Here is a 19,245-nt window from a genome sequence, read left to right as displayed (position 1 = left end):
GCGCTATGTTATACCAAACGGCGCTGGATTGATACTGATAGCAAAACGCCCCGCGGGTGCGGGGCGTTTTATGGGCGGTGCTGTCGCAGCAGGACGCTTATTGCGCGAACATCGCCGAAATCGATTCTTCGTTGCTGATGCGACGAATGGCTTCAGCCAGCATGCCTGACAGTGTCAGTACAGAAACTTTACCGGTATCCAGCATTTCCTGAGACAGCGGGATAGAGTCGGTCACGATCACTTCATCGATCACGGACTCGCGGATGTTCTGTGGTGCGTTGCCTGAGAACACCGGGTGGGTTGCGTAAGCAAACACGCGGTTGGCGCCACGCTCTTTCAGCGCTTCAGCAGCTTTACACAGCGTACCGCCGGTGTCGATCATGTCGTCAACGATGATACAGTCGCGGCCTTCAACATCCCCGATCAGGTGCATCACCTGGGAAACGTTGGCGCGTGGACGACGCTTGTCGATGATCGCGATGTCGGTGTCATCCAGCAGTTTTGCCGTTGCACGGGCACGAACCACGCCACCGATGTCCGGAGAAACGACGACTGGATCGTCTAAGTTTTTCGCCAGCATGTCTTCCAGCAGAACCGGGCTGCCGAAGATGTTGTCTACAGGCACATCAAAGAAGCCCTGGATTTGTTCAGCGTGCAGATCAACGGTCAGGACGCGGTCAACACCCACGTTTGACAGGAAGTCAGCAACGACTTTCGCTGTAATTGGCACACGCGCAGAGCGGACGCGACGGTCTTGGCGGGCATAGCCGAAGTAAGGGATAACAGCAGTAATACGGCCTGCAGAAGCACGGCGAAGTGCATCGATCATCACAACCAGTTCCATCAGGTTGTCATTGGTTGGTGCACAGGTTGATTGAATGATGAATACGTCGCTACCACGAACGTTCTCATTAATCTGAACACATACTTCACCATCGGAAAAGCGGTTGACTGTGGCATCTCCCAGGGAGATGTAAAGACGGTCAGCAATGCGTTGGGCTAGTTCTGGTGTAGCGTTACCAGCAAACAGCTTCATATCAGGCACGGTGGAAACCTCAGGTTGCGTCCAAGTTGTAGTTACTGACTTTCCGTAGAGTATGCGTTCAAGGTGTTCAAAAGCGGAGATGTGTTAACACCTTTTGCGACGAATCCTTGGAGCCAGTCAGGTAGTTGTTTCAGCGTAGCATCGGCGGCCTGTTGGGTGCTAAATTCCGCAAACATGCAAGCGCCGGTGCCGGTCAATCTTGACGGCGCGTATTCTAACAGCCACAAAAGAGCCTTATCAACCTCAGGGTACACTCTTCGGACGATTTTTTCGCAATCGTTTTCGTAAACACCGGCCAAACGTGCTGCCAGGCTCATTTTTGCGCTGTTTCGCGGCAAGTCCGGGTGGGTAAAAATATCGACAGTCGCGATACTTACCTCCGGTTTGACCACCAGATACCACTTCTCCTGCGGTGCGGCCGGCTGCAAGACTTCGCCCACCCCTTCGGCAAAGGCGCTGAAGCCGCGGACAAACACCGGGACATCGGCGCCCAGCCTAAGGCCAATTTCGGCTAGTTCGTCATTGCTCAGCCCGGTTTGCCACAGGTAATTCAGAGCCACCAGGGTGGTGGCAGCATTTGACGAGCCGCCGCCGAGTCCGCCGCCCATCGGCAGTACCTTGTTGATTTCGATGTCGGCCCCGGCGCGGATCCCGGCCGCGCGGCGCAAGGCATCAGCGGCGCGGTAGATCAGGTTATCTTCGGTTGCAACGCCGTCGATGTCCGGCAGCAGACGAATTTCATCTGAAGTATTGGCCGTAATGGTCAACGTATCCCCGAAGTCCAGGAACTGAAACAGGGTTTGCAGTTCGTGGTAACCGTTCGGGCGACGGCCGGTGATATAAAGGAACAGGTTGAGCTTGGCCGGTGCCGGCCAGCGGGTGGTACGGGTAATCATCGTCGGATTCGTGCTCATATCGGTTACTTGGAGTTTAGTTGCCATTCATTGATGACCAGCGTAATACGGAGGGTGTCCTGGGTCAGCTGCAGGCGGCGCGGCAGTGCTGGGGTGACGGCGTCGTCATATTCCAGATAATCCAGTTGCCAGAGCTGATCGCCAATCTGTTTGGCCAGGTAGGCCACCCGGTTGTCGCTGTTGAGCTGATAGGTATCAGCCCCGGTCGGCAGGCCGATCAGCCAGTGACGCATATGCTCTACGGGCAAGTTGATGTCGGTCAGCTGATAGATCAGCAGCGAGGCATCGCGACCCTGGTAGGTTTTGCCGTCATGGCTGAGCAGGGTGACCCGGCTCGGTGTGGCATCCAGTTTGAGCAGCGTCTTGCCGAGGAAATTGGTCAGCAGCAGGTGATCGGCTCCCGGTACGGTTTGCCACACCAGGTTGGCGCCAAAACGCTTGGTGCCGCGATAGCCCAGTTTGCCCTTGGCCTGATAATGACTCAGTTGGGTCAGGCTGGCCTGGTGCGATGGCCAGTCGACAGCCTGGCGTTCCGGTTGGGCGGCACAGCCGGCCAGCAGGGCCAGCAGCAGCGAGGCGCTGGCGACGTGCCGAAGCCATTTGCCGGACGGCGTGCGGGACAAGCGTTGCGAAAAACTTGAGAACATAACTTGTGATATACGAAATGAGTTTAGGCAAACAATAGCGATTCTTGAGCCATAATACCAACGACGACAATGAATTGTTGTCCTGATTAATTCCTGAAAAGGGTATTTGAATCACAACATTTGGCCCGGAATGCCATATTGATTACATGAGTATTCTTTTATTACGTTGGGGCATCAAGTAAAATCCCGGCCTGGATCTTTTTCACCGGCGAAGTGGTACACCGTCTCCATGACCTTGCTTGCATTAGGAATCAATCATAAAACAGCTTCTGTGGACTTGCGCGAGCGGGTTGCGTTTTCTCCGGAAAAGCTGACTCAGGCGCTGCAGCAACTCGAAGCTCATCCGGATGTGACCAGTGGTGTGATCCTTTCGACCTGTAACCGTACCGAAATCTATTGTGACGTGACCCACAGCGGTCCGGGCATCCTGATTGACTGGCTGACCAAATTCCATCAGCTCAATGCCGAGGATCTGATGCCGAGCCTGTATTTCCACGAAGAGCAGGCTGCGGTCCGCCATCTGATGCGGGTTTCCTGCGGGCTCGACTCTCTGGTACTGGGCGAGCCGCAAATTCTAGGTCAGGTGAAGCAGTCTTATTCAAATGCCCGAGAGAGCTCGGCAGTGAATGGCATGCTGGAGAAGCTGTTCCATAAATCGTTCACCGTGGCCAAGCGGGTGCGCACCGAAACCGACATTGGCGGCAATGCGGTTTCCGTGGCATTTGCGGCCTGTACCCTGGCGAAACAGATTTTTGAGTCCCTGTCGGAAGCGACCGTGTTGCTGGTCGGCGCCGGGGAGACCATCGAGCTGGTGGCCCGCCACTTGGCTGAGCAGGGGTGTAATCGCCTGATCGTAGCCAACCGGACCAAAGAGCGCGCCGACAACCTGGCACAGGAATTCGGCGCTGAGGTGATTGGCCTGCCGGAGATCCCTGAACACCTGCACCGGGCGGATATTGTGATCAGCTCGACGGCCAGCCCGCTGCCGATCATCGGCAAGGGGATGGTTGAGAAGGCGATCAAAGTTCGCCGCCATCAGCCGATGCTGCTGGTGGATATCGCGGTGCCGCGGGATATTGAAACCGAGGTCGGTGATCTCAATGATGCCTACCTTTATACGGTCGATGACTTGCAAAGTATTGTTGAGAAGAACCGTGAGCAGCGCAAGCTGGCAGCCATTCAGGCAGAAGCTATCGTTAGTGAGGAAAGCGCTGCCTTCATGAGCTGGCTGCGCTCGCTGGAAGCCGTCGACAGTATTCGTCAATATCGTTGTCATGCCGAAGAGATCAAAAGCGAGCTGCTGGCGCGAAGCCTGCAGGCAATTGCCAACGGCAGCGATCCGGAAAAAGTGCTGGCGGAGCTGAGCAACAAACTGACCAACAAACTCATTCACGCCCCGACCCGGGCAATGCAGCAGGCTGCCCACAATGGTGAGCCGGAGAAGCTGGCGGTGATCCGGGAGACGCTGGGGCTCGATCCCTTCAAGAATTAATATGAGGCAGGGCGAGTGCGCCCTGCCGTGATTCGGACATAAGTTAAGTCAACTATGAAACCTTCAATTTTAGTGAAATTAGAAACGCTGGTTGAGCGCTACGAAGAAGTCCAGCACCTGCTGGGCGATCCTGGTGTGATCGGTGATCAGGAACGATTCCGTGCGCTGTCCCGCGAATATTCTCAGCTGGAGGAAGTGACCCAGTGCTTCCAGGCCTATCAACAGGCGAAAGAAAATCTGGAAACCGCTGAGGAAATGGCGAAGGAAGACGATCCGGACATGCGCGAGATGGCTTTGGAAGAAGTCAAAGATGCCAAGGCAGACATTGAGCGCCTGGAAGATGAGTTGCAGGTGCTGCTGATCCCGAAAGATCCGAATGACGAGCGTAACTGTTTCATTGAAATTCGTGCCGGTGCCGGCGGGGATGAAGCAGGTATTTTTGCCGGAGACCTGTTCCGGATGTACAGCAAATACTCAGAAAGCCGCGGCTGGCGGATTGAAGTGATGAGTGCCAACGTGGCAGAGCATGGCGGTTATAAAGAAATGATTGCCAAGATCAGCGGCGAAGGCGCGTACGGGATCCTGAAATTCGAGTCCGGTGGTCACCGGGTTCAGCGTGTTCCGGCGACCGAATCTCAGGGCCGGGTGCATACATCGGCCTGTACCGTCGCGGTTTTGCCGGAGATCCCGGAAGCGGAGATCCCGGAAATCAATGCCGGCGATCTGAAAATCGATACCTTCCGCGCCTCGGGTGCCGGTGGTCAGCACGTCAATACCACCGACTCCGCGATCCGGATCACCCACTTGCCGACCGGGATTGTGGTTGAATGTCAGGATGAACGTTCGCAGCACAAGAACAAGGCCAAAGCCATGTCCGTGCTGGCAGCCCGGATCATTCAGGCGGAAGAAGAGAAGCGTCATGCCGAAGAAGCAAGCACGCGCCGAAATCTGCTGGGCTCGGGCGATCGCTCGGACCGTATCCGGACCTATAACTACCCGCAGGGCCGGGTTTCGGATCACCGCATTAACCTCACCATTTACCGTCTGAATGAGGTGATGGAAGGGGAGATTGATACCCTGATCCAGCCGGTGCTGCAGGAGTACCAGGCCGATCAGCTGGCCGCGATGGCCGAGCAGAGCTGATGGCGTTGAGCATTGAGGCGCTGCTGAAACAGGCAGCGCTCCAACTGAGCGATTCCGGCTCCGACAGCCCGCAGATCGATGCTGCGGTGCTGCTGTGTCATGTGCTGGACAAGCCGCGCAGCTACCTGCTGACCTGGCCGGAGAAAGTGCCGGAGCCGGCGCAGCAGGCTGCGTTTGATGCTTTACTCCAGCGCCGTCTTGCCGGTGAGCCGGTGGCGTATCTGGTCGGGGAGCGGGAATTCTGGTCGCTGCCGCTGAAGGTGGCGCCGCATACCCTGATCCCGCGTCCGGATACCGAACGTCTGGTTGAGCTGGCGCTGGAGAAAATCCCGGCGGGTCCGGGGGCGGTGCTGGATCTCGGTACCGGAACCGGCGCGATTGCGCTGGCGATTGCGTCCGAGCGACCGGATCTGACCGTTACCGGGATTGATTTGCGCCCGGAAGCGGCTGCGCTGGCTGGCGAGAATGGCAAGCGGTTGCAGATCCGCAATACCCGCTTTTTGTCGGGAAGCTGGTATAGTCCCCTGGCGGCCGACGAACAATTTGCGGTCATTGTCAGTAATCCGCCTTATATTGATGCGGCCGATCCGCATCTGGCGCAGGGCGATGTTCGCTTTGAACCGAAAAGTGCGCTGGTGGCGGACGATCATGGCTTGGCCGACATCCGCCACATCAGCGAGCAGGGGCGACAGTTTCTGTTGCCGGGCGGCTGGCTGCTGATGGAGCACGGCTTTGAGCAGGGAGAGGCTGTGCGGCATATTTTACAGGACCTGGGGTATCAGCAGATCATGACGGCACAAGATTATGCCGGTCTGGATCGGGTCACCCTGGGCTGCTGGCAAGGATAGAGAGAGAAAAGAATGTACGTTGCACTGAAACATATTCACATGGTTGCCATCGCACTGAGCGTGCTGCTGTTTGTCGCGCGTTACGGCCTGATGATGGCTAACTCGTCGCTGCTGGAGCGCAAAGCCCTGAAGATCACCCCGCATGTGGTGGATACCTTCATGTTGCTTAGCGGTGTGGCCCTGATTGGGGTGACCGGCTTTATTCCGTTTACCGAAGCCGGTGGCTGGCTGACCGAAAAACTGAGCTGTGTGCTGGCCTATATCGCGCTGGCATTCTTTACCCTGAAGTTCGGTAAGAACAAGGTCTTTAAGACCTTTGCCTTCCTGGGCGCACTGGGCTGGGTGGTTGCTGCCGGCAAGATTGCCGTCACCAAGACACCGTTTCTGGGGTGAGCATGTTCGAGATTGATTTCGACGAGCTGGAGCAGATGGCCCTGGTCGAAGGCGTACTGGAATTGACAGCAGCGCTGGACCCGGGCTTTCCGACAGGCTGGGTCCGGTTGCAACTGGAACGGCTGGCTCAGGAAGCGGAACACGCCCTGATGGAGGAAGTGAATCCGCAGCTGCGTCTGGATGGCCTGATCCGCCTGTTCTATCGGGAATGGGGATTTCGGGGCGATCAGGACCAGTATTATGCTTCTCAGAACCTGTATCTGGATCAGGTGCTGGATCGCAAAATGGGGATCCCGGTGACCCTCGGTGCCGTGTTCTTGTATCTGGCCCGTCATCTGGAATTGCCGGTCAGCAGTGTCGGCTTCCCGACCCAGTATCTGATCAAGATCGACTGGCGGGATCGCGAGCCGCAGTATCTCAACCCGTTCGACGGGGAATACCTTAGCCGGCGGACGATGGCTGCCTGGCTGAAAGGGCACCGTGGCCCGTTTGCCGAGCTGCGCCGTGAGCACCTGGAAGAAGCCGACAACGGCGATATTCTGGCGCGCTGGCTGACGGTCATGAAAAGCGCTCTGCTGCGGGAAGAGCGTTATGCCGATGCGTTGCGTTGCAGCGATTTGGCGCTGGCGTTTCGTCCCGGTGACCCGCATGAGATCCGCGATCGCGGCTATATTTACCAGCAGCTTGACTGCAATCATGCGGCGGCGATGGATTATGAGTATTTCATCGAGCAGTGCCCGGAAGATCCGGCGGCGAAGCTGCTGAAGCTGCAGGTGAAAGCCCTGCATGAAGAGCCTTTGGTGCTGCACTGAGTCCGAAATGAATCCAGGGGGGCTGCTGTAATACCAATCGCAGTAAATAAGGGGTCATCCTAGCTTGTTAAAATGCTCGATAACCGCGTTAGAATTTTTGATTGTAGAGTCACTACTTATCAAAAAATCCCGCTTTGTTCTCAAACATTTTTCCTGCGCTATTATTGAACACTTACTTACTTTGATTGGTATAAAGCGGGCAGCTACCCGTACAACAGAATGAGAAGAGAGTTGATCATGGAACAAAAAGTTGTTCGAGTCGGCGATATTGAGGTTGCCAACGACAAGCCGTTCGTCCTGTTTGGTGGCATGAATGTCCTGGAGTCTCGCGATCTGGCGATGGCGATCTGTGAAAAATATGTCGAAGTGACGGACAAACTGGGGATCCCATACGTCTTTAAAGCCTCTTTCGACAAGGCAAACCGCTCTTCCGTGCATTCTTACCGCGGTCCGGGGATGGAAGAAGGCCTGAAAATCTTTCAGGAGCTGAAAGATACCTTCGGCGTGAAAATTATCACCGATATCCACGAGCAGTACCAGGCGCAGCCTGTGGCCGATGTGGTCGATGTGATCCAGCTGCCGGCTTTCCTGGCGCGTCAGACTGACCTGGTTGAGACGATGGCCAAAACCGGCGCGGTGATTAATGTGAAAAAACCTCAGTTCATGAGCCCGGGGCAGGTCGGCAATATCGTCGAGAAATTTGCCGAGTGCGGCAATGAGCAGATTATCCTGTGTGAGCGCGGCGCGCTGCATGGTTACGATAACCTGGTTGTGGATATGCTGGGCTTTGATGTGATGAAAAAGGCCTCCAAGGGCAGCCCGATCATCTTTGATGTCACCCACGCGCTGCAGTGCCGTGACCCGTTGGGTGCCGCGTCCGGCGGTCGCCGGGAGCAAACGGTCGATCTGGCGCGTGCCGGCATTGCGACCGGGATTGCCGGTCTGTTTATGGAAGCGCATCCGAATCCGGATCAGGCCCGTTGTGACGGCCCGTCAGCCTTCCCGCTGGATAAACTGGAACCGTTCCTGGCGCAAATCAAACAGCTGGATGATCTGATCAAGAGCTTTGCCCCGATAGATATTCAATAATCGATATCACGTCCTGATGTCGCGCCCGGCGGCATAGGGGAGGCATGGTCTCGTGCTCTCGGGCTAATCTTTCAAGATTGATATCAATGACTTGCGGGTAACCGATCTCAGACCCGGCAGCGTAGGCTGCCGGGTCTTTTTTTGTCCGTTTCAACACCTGTATCGGTTTTAAGCGGGAATGTGCTGTATTTATCCCGAAATTTTTTTTCAAAATGTAAAAATTCAGAGAATAATACTGCCAATATCGACTGTTTATAGTGTCATCGCACAACGGGTTCCTGATTGATGGACTATCCCCCTGGTGATGCGGGGAAACGGGAGTGTGATGTCTGCCAGTGCCCAAATGAGAATTTAATCCTGTATGGGTATACTCCTGCCGCTTAAAATTTTAAATGTGTAGGGTGTTGCGTGGCATTATCTCAAAACAAAGCTCTGAGTCAGACAGGGGAAGCGGCTCCACGCTGGAGTCAGCACGATACCAGCTGGATGCTGAGTTTATTTGGAACGGCCGTGGGGGCCGGGATTTTATTTCTGCCGATTAATATCGGGGTCGGCGGATTTTGGCCGCTGGTGATCATGGCCCTGCTGGCCGGGCCGATGACCTTTCTGGCGCACCGCGGGCTGGCGCGTTTCGTGCTGTCTTCATCGCGTCCGGATGCAGATTTTACCGATGTGGTCGAAGAGCATTTCGGTGTCGGGGCCGGACGGTTGATTGCGCTCCTTTACTTCCTGTCGATCTTTCCGATTTTGCTGATCTACGGTGTCGGTCTGACCAATACGGTCGAAAGCTTCCTGATCCATCAGTTGGGGATCACCCCGCCGTCGCGGGTGCTGCTCTCGGGCGGGCTGATCTTTGCCATGATTGCGGTCATGATGGCCGGTGAGAAAGCCATGCTCAAAGCCTTCGCCGTGATTGTCTATCCGCTGGCTGCGATCCTGGCCGGGCTATCCCTGTATCTGGTCCCGAACTGGCAGTTCCCTGTGATGACGGTATGGCCGCAGTGGCAGGAGCTGTCGCTGACCCTGTGGCTGGCGGTGCCGGTGACGGTGTTCGCGTTCAGCCATGCGGCTGCGATTTCCAGTTTCGTTCATGCCCAGCGGCGCCATTACGGGGCGCAGGCAGGCGCCAAGAGTGAGCACATCTTGCGGCGTACCTCGGTGATGCTGATTGTCTTTGTGCTGTTCTTTGTCTTTTCCTGTGTCCTGAGCCTGACTCCGGCGCAGCTGATGGAAGCCAAGGCACAGAACGTGTCGGTGCTGTCCTACCTGGCCAATGTGCACAACAGCCCGTTCATTGTCGCCCTGGGACCGTTGATTGCCTTCATCGCCATTACCTCGTCGTTCCTCGGACACTTCATGGGGGCGCGCGAGAGCCTGAACGGATTACTGCACAAGCAAACCGGGGTGGCCGTTGCCAAACTGGATAAGCTGGGAATTGTGCTGATGTTTCTGTCGATCTGGCTGGCGGCAGTCCTGAACCCGAGCATCCTCGGCATGATGGAGGCCCTGTCCGGCCCGGTGATTGCGATGATCCTGTTCATTCTGCCGATGCTGGCGGTCTACCGGGTGGAGGGGTTGAAAGCCTATCGCGGGCAGTTGAGTACGTATTTTGTGCTGGTGGTGGGGTTGCTGGCCGTCTCGGCCATTCTCTATAACTTGCTTTAATTGCTTCCCCGACGCGCTTCGGGCGGGCGAAAACAAAAAGGCTTGCCGCGGGGCAAGCCTTTTTTTAGATCGCTTCTCGGGGCCGGTTTACAGCTTAAAGCGGTTGATTTCCTGTTGCAGCTCATGGGAGAGGTGCGACAGTTCTGCCGCCTGTTTCGCGGCTTCCTCCGCTTCCATCGCCAGCTCATTCGATACATCACGGATCCCTTCGGTATTGCGGGTAATTTCCGAGGTGACGGACGATTGCTCTTCGGCTGCCGAGGCAATTTGGGTGGCCATATCACTGATGTTGGTCACGGCACTGTTAATTTGTGACAGGCTGGCCGAAGCGGCGTTGGCATCATCGACACTGGTCTCAGCCAGGCGACGGCTGTCTTCCATGATCCCGACGGCACGACCTGTGGTCTGCTGCAAGGTTTCAATCATTTGCTGAATTTCTTGCGTGGAAGCATGGGTACGCTGGCTCAGTACGCGCACCTCATCAGCAACCACGGCAAATCCGCGGCCTTGCTCACCGGCACGGGCTGCTTCAATGGCCGCATTCAGCGCCAGCAGGTTGGTTTGCTCGGCAATGTCCTGGATGGTCGACAAAATGGTGTTGATGCTCTGGGCATGGGTGTTCAGCTCGCCGATCACCCCGGTGGCCATATCCACTTCTGTGGCCAGGCTGGTGATTGATTGCTGGCTCTGGCTGACCTGTTGAGCGCCGTGCTCGGATACATCTACCGTTTCACCCGAGGTGCGGGCCGTATTGTCGGCGTTGCCGGCGATTTCTTGGGTTGCGGCGGCCATCTCGTTGATGGCGGTCGCGACCATATTGATCTCATCCTGCTGGTGCTGGATACGGGTGCTACGCTCTTCCGCTTGCGAGGCCGTGAGATGGGCCTGCTGGCTCAGGGCTGAAGAGACTTCGTTCAGGCGGCTGACCATGCCGTGCATGTTGCCGACAAACCGGTTGAAGTTATGGGCCAGTTGGCCGACTTCATCGTCGCTGCGCGGCTCCAGGCGCTGGGTCAGATCCCCTTCACCGGTGGCGATTTCAGCCAGGGCTTGCGAGACGCGGCCTAGGTCGCGGAACAGGAAGCCGACCAGCCAGGCAACGGCAGCAACCACTGCCAGGGTAATGATAATCGAAGCGATGATCAGCTGGCTCAGCAGTTCGCTGTGGCTGGCTTCTTCAGTCGCGCGATCCAGCTCTAGGCCCAGGATCCAGTCGGTGCCCGGCACGTTGGCAAAATACAGCAGTTTATCCTGGCCTTTGACCGTCGCTGCGGTAATTTCATGCGATTGAACGGCAGTATTGATTGTCGCCATGCTGATGTTTTTGCTGTAGCGGCTGATCGGCTGGAGCAGCAGAGACTTATCAGGATGGGCTAGAAAAGTGTTGTCCTGCTTGTTGATCAGCATTGCAAAGGCATTGTCGCCCACATTCAGGTTGATCACATCGTTGATCAACTGGTCGATCAGCACGTCGGCACCGACCACGCCAACCAGGGAGCCGTTGTGGCGAACCGGCTCGGCAATCGTTACCAGCAGGGCATTGGTAATGGCATCTTTATAAGCGGTGGTAATCATCTGCTTGCCGGCATTTTGTGCATCCTGGTACCACGGACGGGTGCGCGGATCATAGTCGGCGCGATTACGCTCCGGGTGCGAACGGAACATCTCACCGGCCGGGGTGCCGAAGAAGATATCGTCAAAGCCGCCGGCAATACGTGCCTGTTGCAGATACGGCACTTTGTCGGCTTCAGCGGTGTAATTGTTGAAGGCACTGGCAATGTTGCTGCGAATCGAAATCCATTCTGAAATACCATCCGTGGCCGCTGAAGAGATGCTCTGGGCACGGGCGTAGATACCGTTTCGGGTTTGATCAGCGAGTTGCTCAGCGGCCAGCCAGGTCAGAGCCGTCGCCATGATAACCACGGCGGATAAACTGGCCCCGATGAGCTTTTGCTTTAAAGATAATTTCATTGTTATCGATTCTCAAAAGACATAGGTATAGGGATTTGCGGTCGGATTTTATCGATAATTTAAGCGACATGCACGAAAAAGTGACGCAGCTCATAATAATCATACAATTTACAAAGATATTTCATTTAAATTGACGTAGTTGTAAATAGTACTGTCAACTTATTGACGGCTTTCAAGCTTCATACAATGGTCTAACTTTGATCAAAATCCGGATTTTGCGGAATAAAATTCGATTTAGCTTGAAAAGTCCATTTTATCGACGTGATGAATGCTTTTGGGGAATATTATTTATTCAACACGTGCAGTGATATCGGTTGATTATTGGGCGGAATATGATTTGCCGTCATCTAAGAAAATATCGGATGTTTAGACGTCTAGAAGTTGACACTGCTAGGTGGAAGCTCTAGGCTAGGGCAAATTTTAAAATAGATGTCCTGTAGTCATCATGCCGAACACAACACCACAATCGCACACGACCCCAGCGCCCTCTGCACTGGCACTATTGCCACTGGGTATATTTCTGGCCTTGTTCATTGGCGTCGGAAGTTACCTGACCCTGCAGGGCGTCGATTTTGCCTTTTATCAGTTACCGGCACCGGTTGCCGCGCTGCCGGCGATTATGATCGCCCTGCTGCTGAGTAAAGAAACCCTGAACAAGGCGATTGAGCAGTTCCTGCGGGGTGTGGGCCATGGGGATATCATCGCGATGTGCATGATCTATCTGCTGGCCGGTGCCTTTGCTGCGGTTGCCAAAGCGACCGGTGGGGTGGATGCGACGGTGAACCTGGGATTATCAATGCTGCCGGCCAGTCTAATCCTGCCCGGGATCTTTGTGATTTCAGCGTTTATTGCCACCGCGATGGGAACGTCGATGGGGACGATTGCGGCGGTGGCGCCGGTTGCCCTGGGGATCGCCGAGGCGGCGGAAATGGATGTGGCCCTGACCGCCGGGGTGGTGCTGAGCGGTGCCATGTTCGGTGATAACCTGTCGATTATCTCAGATACCACCATTGCCTCGACCCGCTCGCAAGGCTGTCAGATGAAAGACAAGTTCCGCGAAAACATTCGCATTGCACTGCCAGCGGCGATCGCGGCAATTGTCTTATTTATGATCAGCAGCACCCCGAGCCAGGTTCCGGCTGCCGAAGCAGTCGAGTGGCTGAAAGTACTGCCGTATATCGCGATTCTAGTTCTGGCGGTGTCCGGGGTGAATGTCTTCGTCGTACTCGGGCTGGGCATCCTGCTGGCCGGGAGCGTTGGTTTGATGACGAGTCCGGATTACAGCCTGGCGACTTACGGTCAGGATATTTATGCCGGCTTTGGCAATATGCAGGAAATCTTCCTGTTGTCGATGTTGATTGGCGGGATCAGTGAGCTGATGCGCCAGCAGGGCGGCCTGGCTTTCTTGACGCAACTGATCAGTAAGGTGATCCGGGTGTTCGGCAAGGCACACAGCCAGAGCCAGAACCTGCGTGCCAGTGAGCTGGGGATTGCGTCGCTGGTCAGTTTGACCAACTGCTGTACCGCTAACAATACGGTCGCCATTATCGTTTCCGGTGGCGTAGCCAAAGAGCTGGCCGTTGAGCATGGGGTGACGCCGCGCCGCGCTGCCAGTTTGCTCGATATCTTCTCTTGTGTGATTCAGGGCGTATTGCCGTACGGCGCTCAGGCATTGTTGCTGGGCTCTGTCTTTGGTCTGTCGCCGCTGGCCGTGGTCAGCCACTCTTATTATTGCTTCTTCCTGGCGATTGCCGCGGTGGTGGCGGTGTTTGTCAAGCATCCGGCCCGACAACCAGTTTGTGCGTAACACCACAAAAATTCCAGTAACCTGATCCGATGCCCTGCAATTGCAGGGCATTTTTTTGCGTTTAGTCCGCTGTTTGAGAAATTTCGCGCCTTGTAAGGTGATCTGGTCAACAGATTTATGAAATCAACAGAAAAGTGCTCATGGTTTATTTTAAACTTGCGCCATTGTTTGAATATAAACAGCTGCTTAAGCCTTTTTATCAAGGATGAACGGTGGCAGTGGTTACGTCAGGTTGAACGCTGTGATGTGCGGGTTTTCGGGCACGGAAGTCCGACCGGTGCGCGGTCTGGCCAATATAATGAAGAATGGTTAAGGGGAATCCCATGAAGCAACGCTTATTTGCTAAAACAGCATTAACGGCAGCCGTCCTGGCAACCTTGTCGGGTTGTGCCAATCAGGCTGATGTCACAGAGCCATCCTGGGAAGCGGATACAACATATAAGCTGACTATTCTGCACACCAACGATCACCACGGTCGTTTCTGGCAGAATAAATACGGTGAATATGGCATGGCTGCGCGCAAGACCTTGTTAGATCAATTGCGGGCTGAGATCGAAGCTCAGGGCGGCACGGCACTGCTGCTCTCGGGCGGTGATATCAATACCGGTGTGCCGGAGTCGGATCTTCAGGATGCTGAGCCGGACTTCAAAGGCATGAATATGCTGGGCTATGATGCGATGGCGTTGGGGAACCATGAGTTTGATAACCCGCTGGAAGTGCTGCGTAAGCAGGAAGCCTGGGCTGAGTTCCCGATGCTGTCGGCGAACATCTACGACAAAGCCACCGGCGAGCGCCTGTTCCAGCCTTACCAGATTTTTGAGCGCCAGGGCATTAAGATTGCGGTGATCGGCCTGACGACGGAAGATACGGCCAAGATCGGTAACCCGGAATATATCGGCGGTATCGATTTCCGCGATCCGAAAGTGGAAGCGCAGAAGCTGATCAATGAACTTCAGGCCACCGAGAAACCGGATGTGATCATTGCGGCGACGCATATGGGCCACTACGAAAACGGGAACCGTGGCGTGAATGCCCCGGGCGATGTAGCACTGGCGCGTTCGCTGGAAGCGGGTGATCTGGATATGATCGTCGGTGGTCACTCCCAGGAGCCGGTGTGCATGGAAGGTCCGAACATGTACAACAAGCAGTTCAATCCGGGTGATGAATGTAAGCCGGATCAGCAGAACGGCACCTGGATTGTCCAGGCTCATGAGTGGGGCAAATATGTCGGCCGCGCGGATTTCGAATTCCGCAACGGTGAGTTACAGATGGTGAGCTACGATCTGATCCCGGTGAACCTGAAGAAGAAGGTGACACTGGCTGACGGCAGCAAGAAACGTGTCTTCATCGAAGATGAAATTGCCGAGAATCAGGACGTGAAATCCTTCCTGCAACCTTACCAGGAGCGCGGTCAGGCCCAACTGAACATCAAGATTGCAGAGTCAAATGGCAAGCTGGAAGGGGATCGCAACAAGGTTCGTTTCCAACAGACCAATCTGGGTCGTCTGATTGCGGCTTCTCACATGCAGCGTGCCAAAGCGGACTTCGCCGTGATGAACTCCGGTGGCGTGCGTGACTCGATTGCCGGTGGCGATATCACGTATAAAGACGTGCTGACGGTTCAGCCGTTCGGCAACATCGTGACTTACACCGACATGAGCGGTGCGGAAGTGATGGATTACCTGAATGTGGTCGCGACCAAGCCGACGGATTCTGGTGCTTATGCCCAGTTCTATGGCATCTCGATGAATGTTGCGAATGGCAAGGTCAGCAATGTGAAGATTGGCGGCAAAGCGCTGGATCTGAACAAGACTTACCGCTTTACCATCCCGAGCTTCAATGCGGCGGGCGGTGACGGCTATCCGAAGCTGAATACGCATCCGGGTTATGTGAATACTGGGTTTGTGGATGCGGAAGTGCTGAAAGACTTCCTGGAAGCAAACAGCCCGGTTGATGTGAATGCGTTCGCACCAAAAGGCGAGATTACCTATAAGTAACTGATCATGAGTCAGTAACCCACAAAGCCCCGGTCTGTGCCGGGGCTTTTTTCTTGCGGTCAGGTTGGCTATATTGATGCCATCACCCATAGCAAATGATAACTGATCCATGACACCGGCCATTAACCTCGCCAAAAAGAAGAAAATTTCCTATACCGTTCACCAGTATGAGCATGATCCGGCCAATACCAACTTCGGCCTGGAGGCGGCGAATGTACTGGGCCAGGACCCGAATCGGGTATTCAAAACGTTGTTGTTTGCACTCAATGGCGATCCGAAAAAACTGGCCGTGGCGATTGTACCGGTCGCCGGCATGCTGGATTTGAAAGCGGCAGCCAAAGCGGCAGGCGGCAAGAAAGCCGATATGGCCGATCCGCAAATTGCCGAGAAAACCACCGGCTACATTGTCGGCGGGATCAGCCCGCTGGGGCAGAAAAAACGCCTGCCGACCTTTCTTGATGCCTCTGCCGAGCAGTTTGAAACGATTTGTGTCAGTGCCGGGCGCCGCGGGCTGGAGATTGAACTGGCGCCGCAGGAGCTGTTGGCGCTGACACAGGGACAATTCGCATCGTTGGCGAAAACGGCCTGATCGCTCGCCGCCGCACATGAGGGTGTATGGAGAAACCGATGAACCTGAACCTGCTGCGAACCCTGCAGGTGTTACTCGATGAATGCCATGTCAGCCGGGCTGCGGGACGGTTACATCTGACACAGTCAGCAGTCAGTCGGCAGTTGACCCAGTTGCGGGGGCTGTTCGACGACCCGTTGCTGGTACGCGAAGGCAACCGGTTGTTGCTGACCCCGAGGGCTGAGCAGCTCAAACTCAAGCTGGATGGCGTACTGGCGGAATGCCAGGGGCTATTGGCAAACGGGGCGTTTGATCCGCATTCTTGGCAGGGGAGTGTGGTGCTGGCTTCTTCCGATTATGTCGCCCAGTACATTCTGCCGGATATCGTGGCGCAATTTCAGCACGCCGCACCCCGGCTCCGGGTGGGATATCAGCTCTGGTCGCCGGAGCAACTGGCGCAGTTGAGGGAGCTCAATATTCACCTGGTTTCGACCATGCTACCGGCAATCCCGCCGGGGCTGTGCGGGCGAGCGATTGGCGCCGATCAGCCCGTGTGTGTGATGCGCCAGGCCCATCCGCTGGCGGCTGAGCCGTTGACTTTATGCGCATTTACCCGGTATCCGCATGTGAAAGTCTCTGGTGGAGGGGATAAGGACAGCTTTGTCGATCGCCACCTGAGCAGCGAAGGACTGGCACGGCAGATCCAGTTTACGGTACCCTTTTTCGGCTCCGCGTTTGAGACCGTGAGCCGGACCGATATGCTGATGGTGATCCCCGAGCATATTGCCCGCAATATGAGTCAGTTGTTTCCCATCACCTATCAGCCGCTGCCGTTTGCTGTGCCGGAGCATCAATACTGGCTGCTGTGGCATCCGCGCTTCGAAGCCGATCCGGCGCATCAGTGGCTGCGCAACCAGGTGTTGGCGATCATGCAAGGCTCGATGTATTCCATCACTATGACTGAAAATCATAAAGGCGATGATTTCTTTTGATTTCAGCAAATGCCCTCAGGCTGCTACTTTAGTTTTTTTAAAGGAGTAGATGATGACATTCAGTATCTGGCTTTCGCTGTTGATGATTTGCATGCTCGGAGCCATGTCACCGGGCCCCAGTCTGGCCGTGGTGGCGAAACACAGTTTATCCGGTGGGCGGTTGCACGGCGTCGTGACGTCCTGGGCCCATGCGTTCGGGGTTGGGGTTTATGCGCTGCTGACGTTGTTGGGACTGGCCGTAGTGCTGAAGCAGTCGCCAACCTTGTTTACGGCGATCACCTACGCCGGTGCTGCATACCTGGCCTATCTGGGCGTCAATGCCCTGCGCTCCAAAGGCGGGGTCGCCGCGAAACTCTCGGCAGGGACCCCGGTCCGATTGGGGATTGCCGCGCGGGATGGCCTGATGATCTCCATCCTGAATCCGAAACTGGCGCTATTCTTTCTCGCTCTGTTCAGCCAGTTTGTTGCGGTCGGGACTGAGCTGTCGAGCCGGGCAATTATTGTCGCCACCCCGCTACTGGTGGATGGGTTGTGGTACACCCTGATTGCACTGGTGTTGTCGAATCCCAAGGTTCTGGACAAGCTGCGGATGAAAGCCCAGTTGATTGACCGTCTGTCCGGGGTGGTGCTGATCTTGCTGGCACTGCGGGTGGTAATTCAGGCATAGCCGAATATCATGGTAGTTGTGGGTTGGACGAAGAGAAACAGAGGCGCTGGTGCGCCTCTGTGGTATGGGGAATTTAGCGCTGGCGTCGTTGGTGTCGCTCGCGGTTTTCCAGTTTACGCTCCTGGCTTTTCTTCAGCATGACATAGAGTGCGCCGGTCCCGCCGTGCTGGCGCAGGGCAGAATGAAAGCCCATCACATCAGAAATCTGGGTCAGCCAGCTGGCGACAAAGCTTTTCATCAGGGCTGGTGGGTTGGAACGCTCCCCTTTGCCGTGAACGATGATAACGGTACGAATATCCATCCGCTGACACTGCTTGAGAAAGTGCAGCACTTCGTCACGGGCTTGCTGGAGTGTTTTTCGATGCAGATCCAACCGGGCCTGAAGCTCATATTTGCCCAGCCGTAGTTTACGAAAGACGCCTTCCTGGACGCCATCACGCTTGAACTCGATCATATCGTCGGGCTTCAGCATTTCCGCATGGTCGATGGATAAATAGTCGGGGTCACTTTCCGTTAAAGTCTGGGCAGCCAGACGCCGGGCAAGGTGTGCCTCAGACGTTTGATGTTTGGGGCGGCTCTCAATCTTGTCTTGTTTGATCGGCGAGACATCAGCCATCATCTCACGAAAGAGATCCAGTTCATCGGAATCAGACATGGTGTTCAGGGAATTGACTAGTGGGATATTGGTAAGTATACCAAGAGCTTTCCGGGACCAAAAGAAGTCCAGGGTCAAGACCGACAGATTGACCCTGGTGCAAGCCTACGGCTGTGCAAATGGCTCTAGTGAGGAGAAGAGGACGACATTGTTTTATAGATAAAGTAGCCGCCGAAAAATAACATCAGGCCTAATGCGCCAAAGATCACGATCATTGATGAGAGGCCAACGGCGTTGCCAAATAAAAGATCCAGCCAAAAATCCATGAATAGTCCCTAGGTCGTGAAGTAGTGGTCATAAGATAACGAATGCAACCAATTTGTTATGCTGATCTGGATCAATGGTCGATATGATGTTTCTTCCATGTGCCAGAAGTTGCGGTTTGGATCACTTAACATCTGAGTCTGGGACGTGAAATTGCCAAATTTGCTGCATCCTTGAGCAATCGAATCCTGAACTGAAATCTTCCTGTAAAAAAGTCCGGTCAGGGGCTTGCGTAATTTTTTTTGCTTAGTAATATAAGCGGCCTCAGCAATGAGA

Annotated in this window: 18 protein-coding genes; 12 read left to right on the top strand and 6 right to left on the bottom strand. The window is 55.2% G+C overall.

All coding sequences use genetic code 11. The features are described 5' to 3' along the window. Positions 1 to 97: 97 nt before the first annotated feature. The 3 genes from VV869_RS02355 to lolB are packed head-to-tail and all read right to left on the bottom strand — an operon-like array spanning position 98 to position 2,606. Positions 98 to 1,045: a ribose-phosphate pyrophosphokinase gene (locus VV869_RS02355; RefSeq protein ID WP_261601942.1), complete on the bottom strand. Its 948-nt coding sequence runs from the start codon at positions 1,043 to 1,045 to the stop codon at positions 98 to 100. A gap of 32 nt (positions 1,046 to 1,077) precedes the next feature. Beyond that, positions 1,078 to 1,959 (bottom strand): 4-(cytidine 5'-diphospho)-2-C-methyl-D-erythritol kinase, encoded by an 882-nt coding sequence (gene ispE / locus VV869_RS02350; protein ID WP_337733399.1) that lies wholly within the window; start codon positions 1,957 to 1,959, stop codon positions 1,078 to 1,080. A 5-nt stretch (positions 1,960 to 1,964) separates the two neighbouring features. Further along, complete coding sequence (lolB, locus tag VV869_RS02345; protein WP_337733398.1) at positions 1,965 to 2,606, bottom strand: lipoprotein insertase outer membrane protein LolB; 642 nt, start codon at positions 2,604 to 2,606, stop codon at positions 1,965 to 1,967. A 229-nt stretch (positions 2,607 to 2,835) separates the two neighbouring features. On the opposite strand from lolB, the gene hemA reads away from it, so the two are divergent. The 7 genes from hemA to VV869_RS02310 all read left to right on the top strand — a co-directional run bounded on the left by hemA (position 2,836) and on the right by VV869_RS02310 (position 10,048). After that, complete coding sequence (gene hemA / locus VV869_RS02340; RefSeq protein ID WP_337733397.1) at positions 2,836 to 4,098, top strand: glutamyl-tRNA reductase; 1,263 nt, start codon at positions 2,836 to 2,838, stop codon at positions 4,096 to 4,098. Between the two features lie 54 nt (positions 4,099 to 4,152). Next, positions 4,153 to 5,241 (top strand): peptide chain release factor 1, encoded by a 1,089-nt coding sequence (gene prfA, locus VV869_RS02335; RefSeq protein WP_337733396.1) that lies wholly within the window; start codon positions 4,153 to 4,155, stop codon positions 5,239 to 5,241. After that, the gene (gene prmC / locus VV869_RS02330; protein ID WP_337733395.1) at positions 5,241 to 6,089 is read left to right on the top strand and encodes a peptide chain release factor N(5)-glutamine methyltransferase; all 849 of its coding nucleotides are present in this window, start codon (positions 5,241 to 5,243) and stop codon (positions 6,087 to 6,089) included. The genes prfA and prmC overlap by 1 nt, the downstream gene beginning before the upstream one ends. Positions 6,090 to 6,101: 12 nt before the next feature. Continuing rightward, positions 6,102 to 6,482: a SirB2 family protein gene (locus VV869_RS02325; RefSeq protein ID WP_337733394.1), complete on the top strand. Its 381-nt coding sequence runs from the start codon at positions 6,102 to 6,104 to the stop codon at positions 6,480 to 6,482. A gap of 2 nt (positions 6,483 to 6,484) precedes the next feature. Next, on the top strand, positions 6,485 to 7,294 hold the full coding sequence (locus VV869_RS02320; protein ID WP_337733393.1) for a SirB1 family protein: 810 nt from the start codon (positions 6,485 to 6,487) through the stop codon (positions 7,292 to 7,294). 237 nt (positions 7,295 to 7,531) lie between these two features. Then, positions 7,532 to 8,383 carry a 3-deoxy-8-phosphooctulonate synthase gene (kdsA, locus tag VV869_RS02315; RefSeq protein WP_337733392.1) on the top strand — a complete coding sequence of 284 codons (852 nt, stop codon included), beginning with the start codon at positions 7,532 to 7,534 and terminating at the stop codon, positions 8,381 to 8,383. Between the two features lie 408 nt (positions 8,384 to 8,791). Continuing rightward, on the top strand, positions 8,792 to 10,048 hold the full coding sequence (locus VV869_RS02310) for an aromatic amino acid transport family protein (protein WP_337733391.1): 1,257 nt from the start codon (positions 8,792 to 8,794) through the stop codon (positions 10,046 to 10,048). Between the two features lie 87 nt (positions 10,049 to 10,135). Here VV869_RS02310 and VV869_RS02305 read toward each other — a convergent pair whose 3' ends face one another. After that, entirely contained in the window at positions 10,136 to 12,019 is a 1,884-nt protein-coding gene (locus tag VV869_RS02305) for a methyl-accepting chemotaxis protein (protein ID WP_337733390.1), read from the bottom strand. A 445-nt stretch (positions 12,020 to 12,464) separates the two neighbouring features. Here VV869_RS02305 and VV869_RS02300 point away from each other — a divergent pair, with 445 nt between their 5' ends. From VV869_RS02300 to VV869_RS02280, 5 genes are all read left to right on the top strand, one after another. Then, positions 12,465 to 13,826, top strand: a complete 1,362-nt coding sequence (locus VV869_RS02300; protein ID WP_337733389.1) for a Na+/H+ antiporter NhaC family protein — start codon at positions 12,465 to 12,467, stop codon at positions 13,824 to 13,826. Positions 13,827 to 14,149: 323 nt separating this feature from the next. Further along, positions 14,150 to 15,823 carry a bifunctional UDP-sugar hydrolase/5'-nucleotidase UshA gene (gene ushA, locus VV869_RS02295; RefSeq protein WP_337733388.1) on the top strand — a complete coding sequence of 558 codons (1,674 nt, stop codon included), beginning with the start codon at positions 14,150 to 14,152 and terminating at the stop codon, positions 15,821 to 15,823. Positions 15,824 to 15,932: 109 nt separating this feature from the next. Further along, positions 15,933 to 16,412, top strand: a complete 480-nt coding sequence (ybaK, locus tag VV869_RS02290; protein WP_337733387.1) for a Cys-tRNA(Pro) deacylase — start codon at positions 15,933 to 15,935, stop codon at positions 16,410 to 16,412. A 26-nt stretch (positions 16,413 to 16,438) separates the two neighbouring features. Further along, positions 16,439 to 17,383 carry a LysR family transcriptional regulator gene (locus VV869_RS02285; RefSeq protein WP_337733386.1) on the top strand — a complete coding sequence of 315 codons (945 nt, stop codon included), beginning with the start codon at positions 16,439 to 16,441 and terminating at the stop codon, positions 17,381 to 17,383. 52 nt (positions 17,384 to 17,435) lie between these two features. Then, complete coding sequence (locus VV869_RS02280; protein ID WP_337733467.1) at positions 17,436 to 18,050, top strand: LysE family translocator; 615 nt, start codon at positions 17,436 to 17,438, stop codon at positions 18,048 to 18,050. Positions 18,051 to 18,123: 73 nt separating this feature from the next. Here VV869_RS02280 and smrA read toward each other — a convergent pair whose 3' ends face one another. Next, on the bottom strand, positions 18,124 to 18,705 hold the full coding sequence (smrA, locus tag VV869_RS02275) for a DNA endonuclease SmrA (protein WP_337733385.1): 582 nt from the start codon (positions 18,703 to 18,705) through the stop codon (positions 18,124 to 18,126). Positions 18,706 to 18,830: 125 nt separating this feature from the next. Beyond that, positions 18,831 to 18,971, bottom strand: coding sequence for a DUF3149 domain-containing protein (locus VV869_RS02270; RefSeq protein WP_261601959.1), 141 nt, complete (start codon positions 18,969 to 18,971; stop codon positions 18,831 to 18,833). Positions 18,972 to 19,245 lie beyond the last annotated feature (274 nt).

Origin of the sequence: Photobacterium sp. MCCC 1A19761 (genome assembly GCF_037389125.1) — a bacterium.
In the GTDB taxonomy this organism is placed as follows: Bacteria; Pseudomonadota; Gammaproteobacteria; order Enterobacterales; family Vibrionaceae; genus Photobacterium.
The sequence above is the reverse complement of the archived record's forward strand: the minus strand, read 5'-3'. Positions and strand labels throughout refer to the sequence as shown.

What these genes read in the sequence shown, in the direction of transcription:
- ispE (WP_337733399.1), bottom strand. Translation starts at nt 1,959, where the DNA reads ATGAGCACGAATCCGACGATGATTACCCGTACCACCCGCTGGCCGGCA.
- lolB (WP_337733398.1), bottom strand. Translation starts at nt 2,606, where the DNA reads ATGTTCTCAAGTTTTTCGCAACGCTTGTCCCGCACGCCGTCCGGCAAA.
- hemA (WP_337733397.1), top strand. Translation starts at nt 2,836, where the DNA reads ATGACCTTGCTTGCATTAGGAATCAATCATAAAACAGCTTCTGTGGAC.
- prfA (WP_337733396.1), top strand. Translation starts at nt 4,153, where the DNA reads ATGAAACCTTCAATTTTAGTGAAATTAGAAACGCTGGTTGAGCGCTAC.
- prmC (WP_337733395.1), top strand. Translation starts at nt 5,241, where the DNA reads ATGGCGTTGAGCATTGAGGCGCTGCTGAAACAGGCAGCGCTCCAACTG.
- VV869_RS02325 (WP_337733394.1), top strand. Translation starts at nt 6,102, where the DNA reads ATGTACGTTGCACTGAAACATATTCACATGGTTGCCATCGCACTGAGC.
- VV869_RS02320 (WP_337733393.1), top strand. Translation starts at nt 6,485, where the DNA reads ATGTTCGAGATTGATTTCGACGAGCTGGAGCAGATGGCCCTGGTCGAA.
- kdsA (WP_337733392.1), top strand. Translation starts at nt 7,532, where the DNA reads ATGGAACAAAAAGTTGTTCGAGTCGGCGATATTGAGGTTGCCAACGAC.
- VV869_RS02305 (WP_337733390.1), bottom strand. Translation starts at nt 12,019, where the DNA reads ATGAAATTATCTTTAAAGCAAAAGCTCATCGGGGCCAGTTTATCCGCC.
- VV869_RS02300 (WP_337733389.1), top strand. Translation starts at nt 12,465, where the DNA reads ATGCCGAACACAACACCACAATCGCACACGACCCCAGCGCCCTCTGCA.
- ushA (WP_337733388.1), top strand. Translation starts at nt 14,150, where the DNA reads ATGAAGCAACGCTTATTTGCTAAAACAGCATTAACGGCAGCCGTCCTG.
- ybaK (WP_337733387.1), top strand. Translation starts at nt 15,933, where the DNA reads ATGACACCGGCCATTAACCTCGCCAAAAAGAAGAAAATTTCCTATACC.
- VV869_RS02285 (WP_337733386.1), top strand. Translation starts at nt 16,439, where the DNA reads ATGGAGAAACCGATGAACCTGAACCTGCTGCGAACCCTGCAGGTGTTA.
- VV869_RS02280 (WP_337733467.1), top strand. Translation starts at nt 17,436, where the DNA reads ATGACATTCAGTATCTGGCTTTCGCTGTTGATGATTTGCATGCTCGGA.
- smrA (WP_337733385.1), bottom strand. Translation starts at nt 18,705, where the DNA reads ATGTCTGATTCCGATGAACTGGATCTCTTTCGTGAGATGATGGCTGAT.
- VV869_RS02270 (WP_261601959.1), bottom strand. Translation starts at nt 18,971, where the DNA reads ATGGATTTTTGGCTGGATCTTTTATTTGGCAACGCCGTTGGCCTCTCA.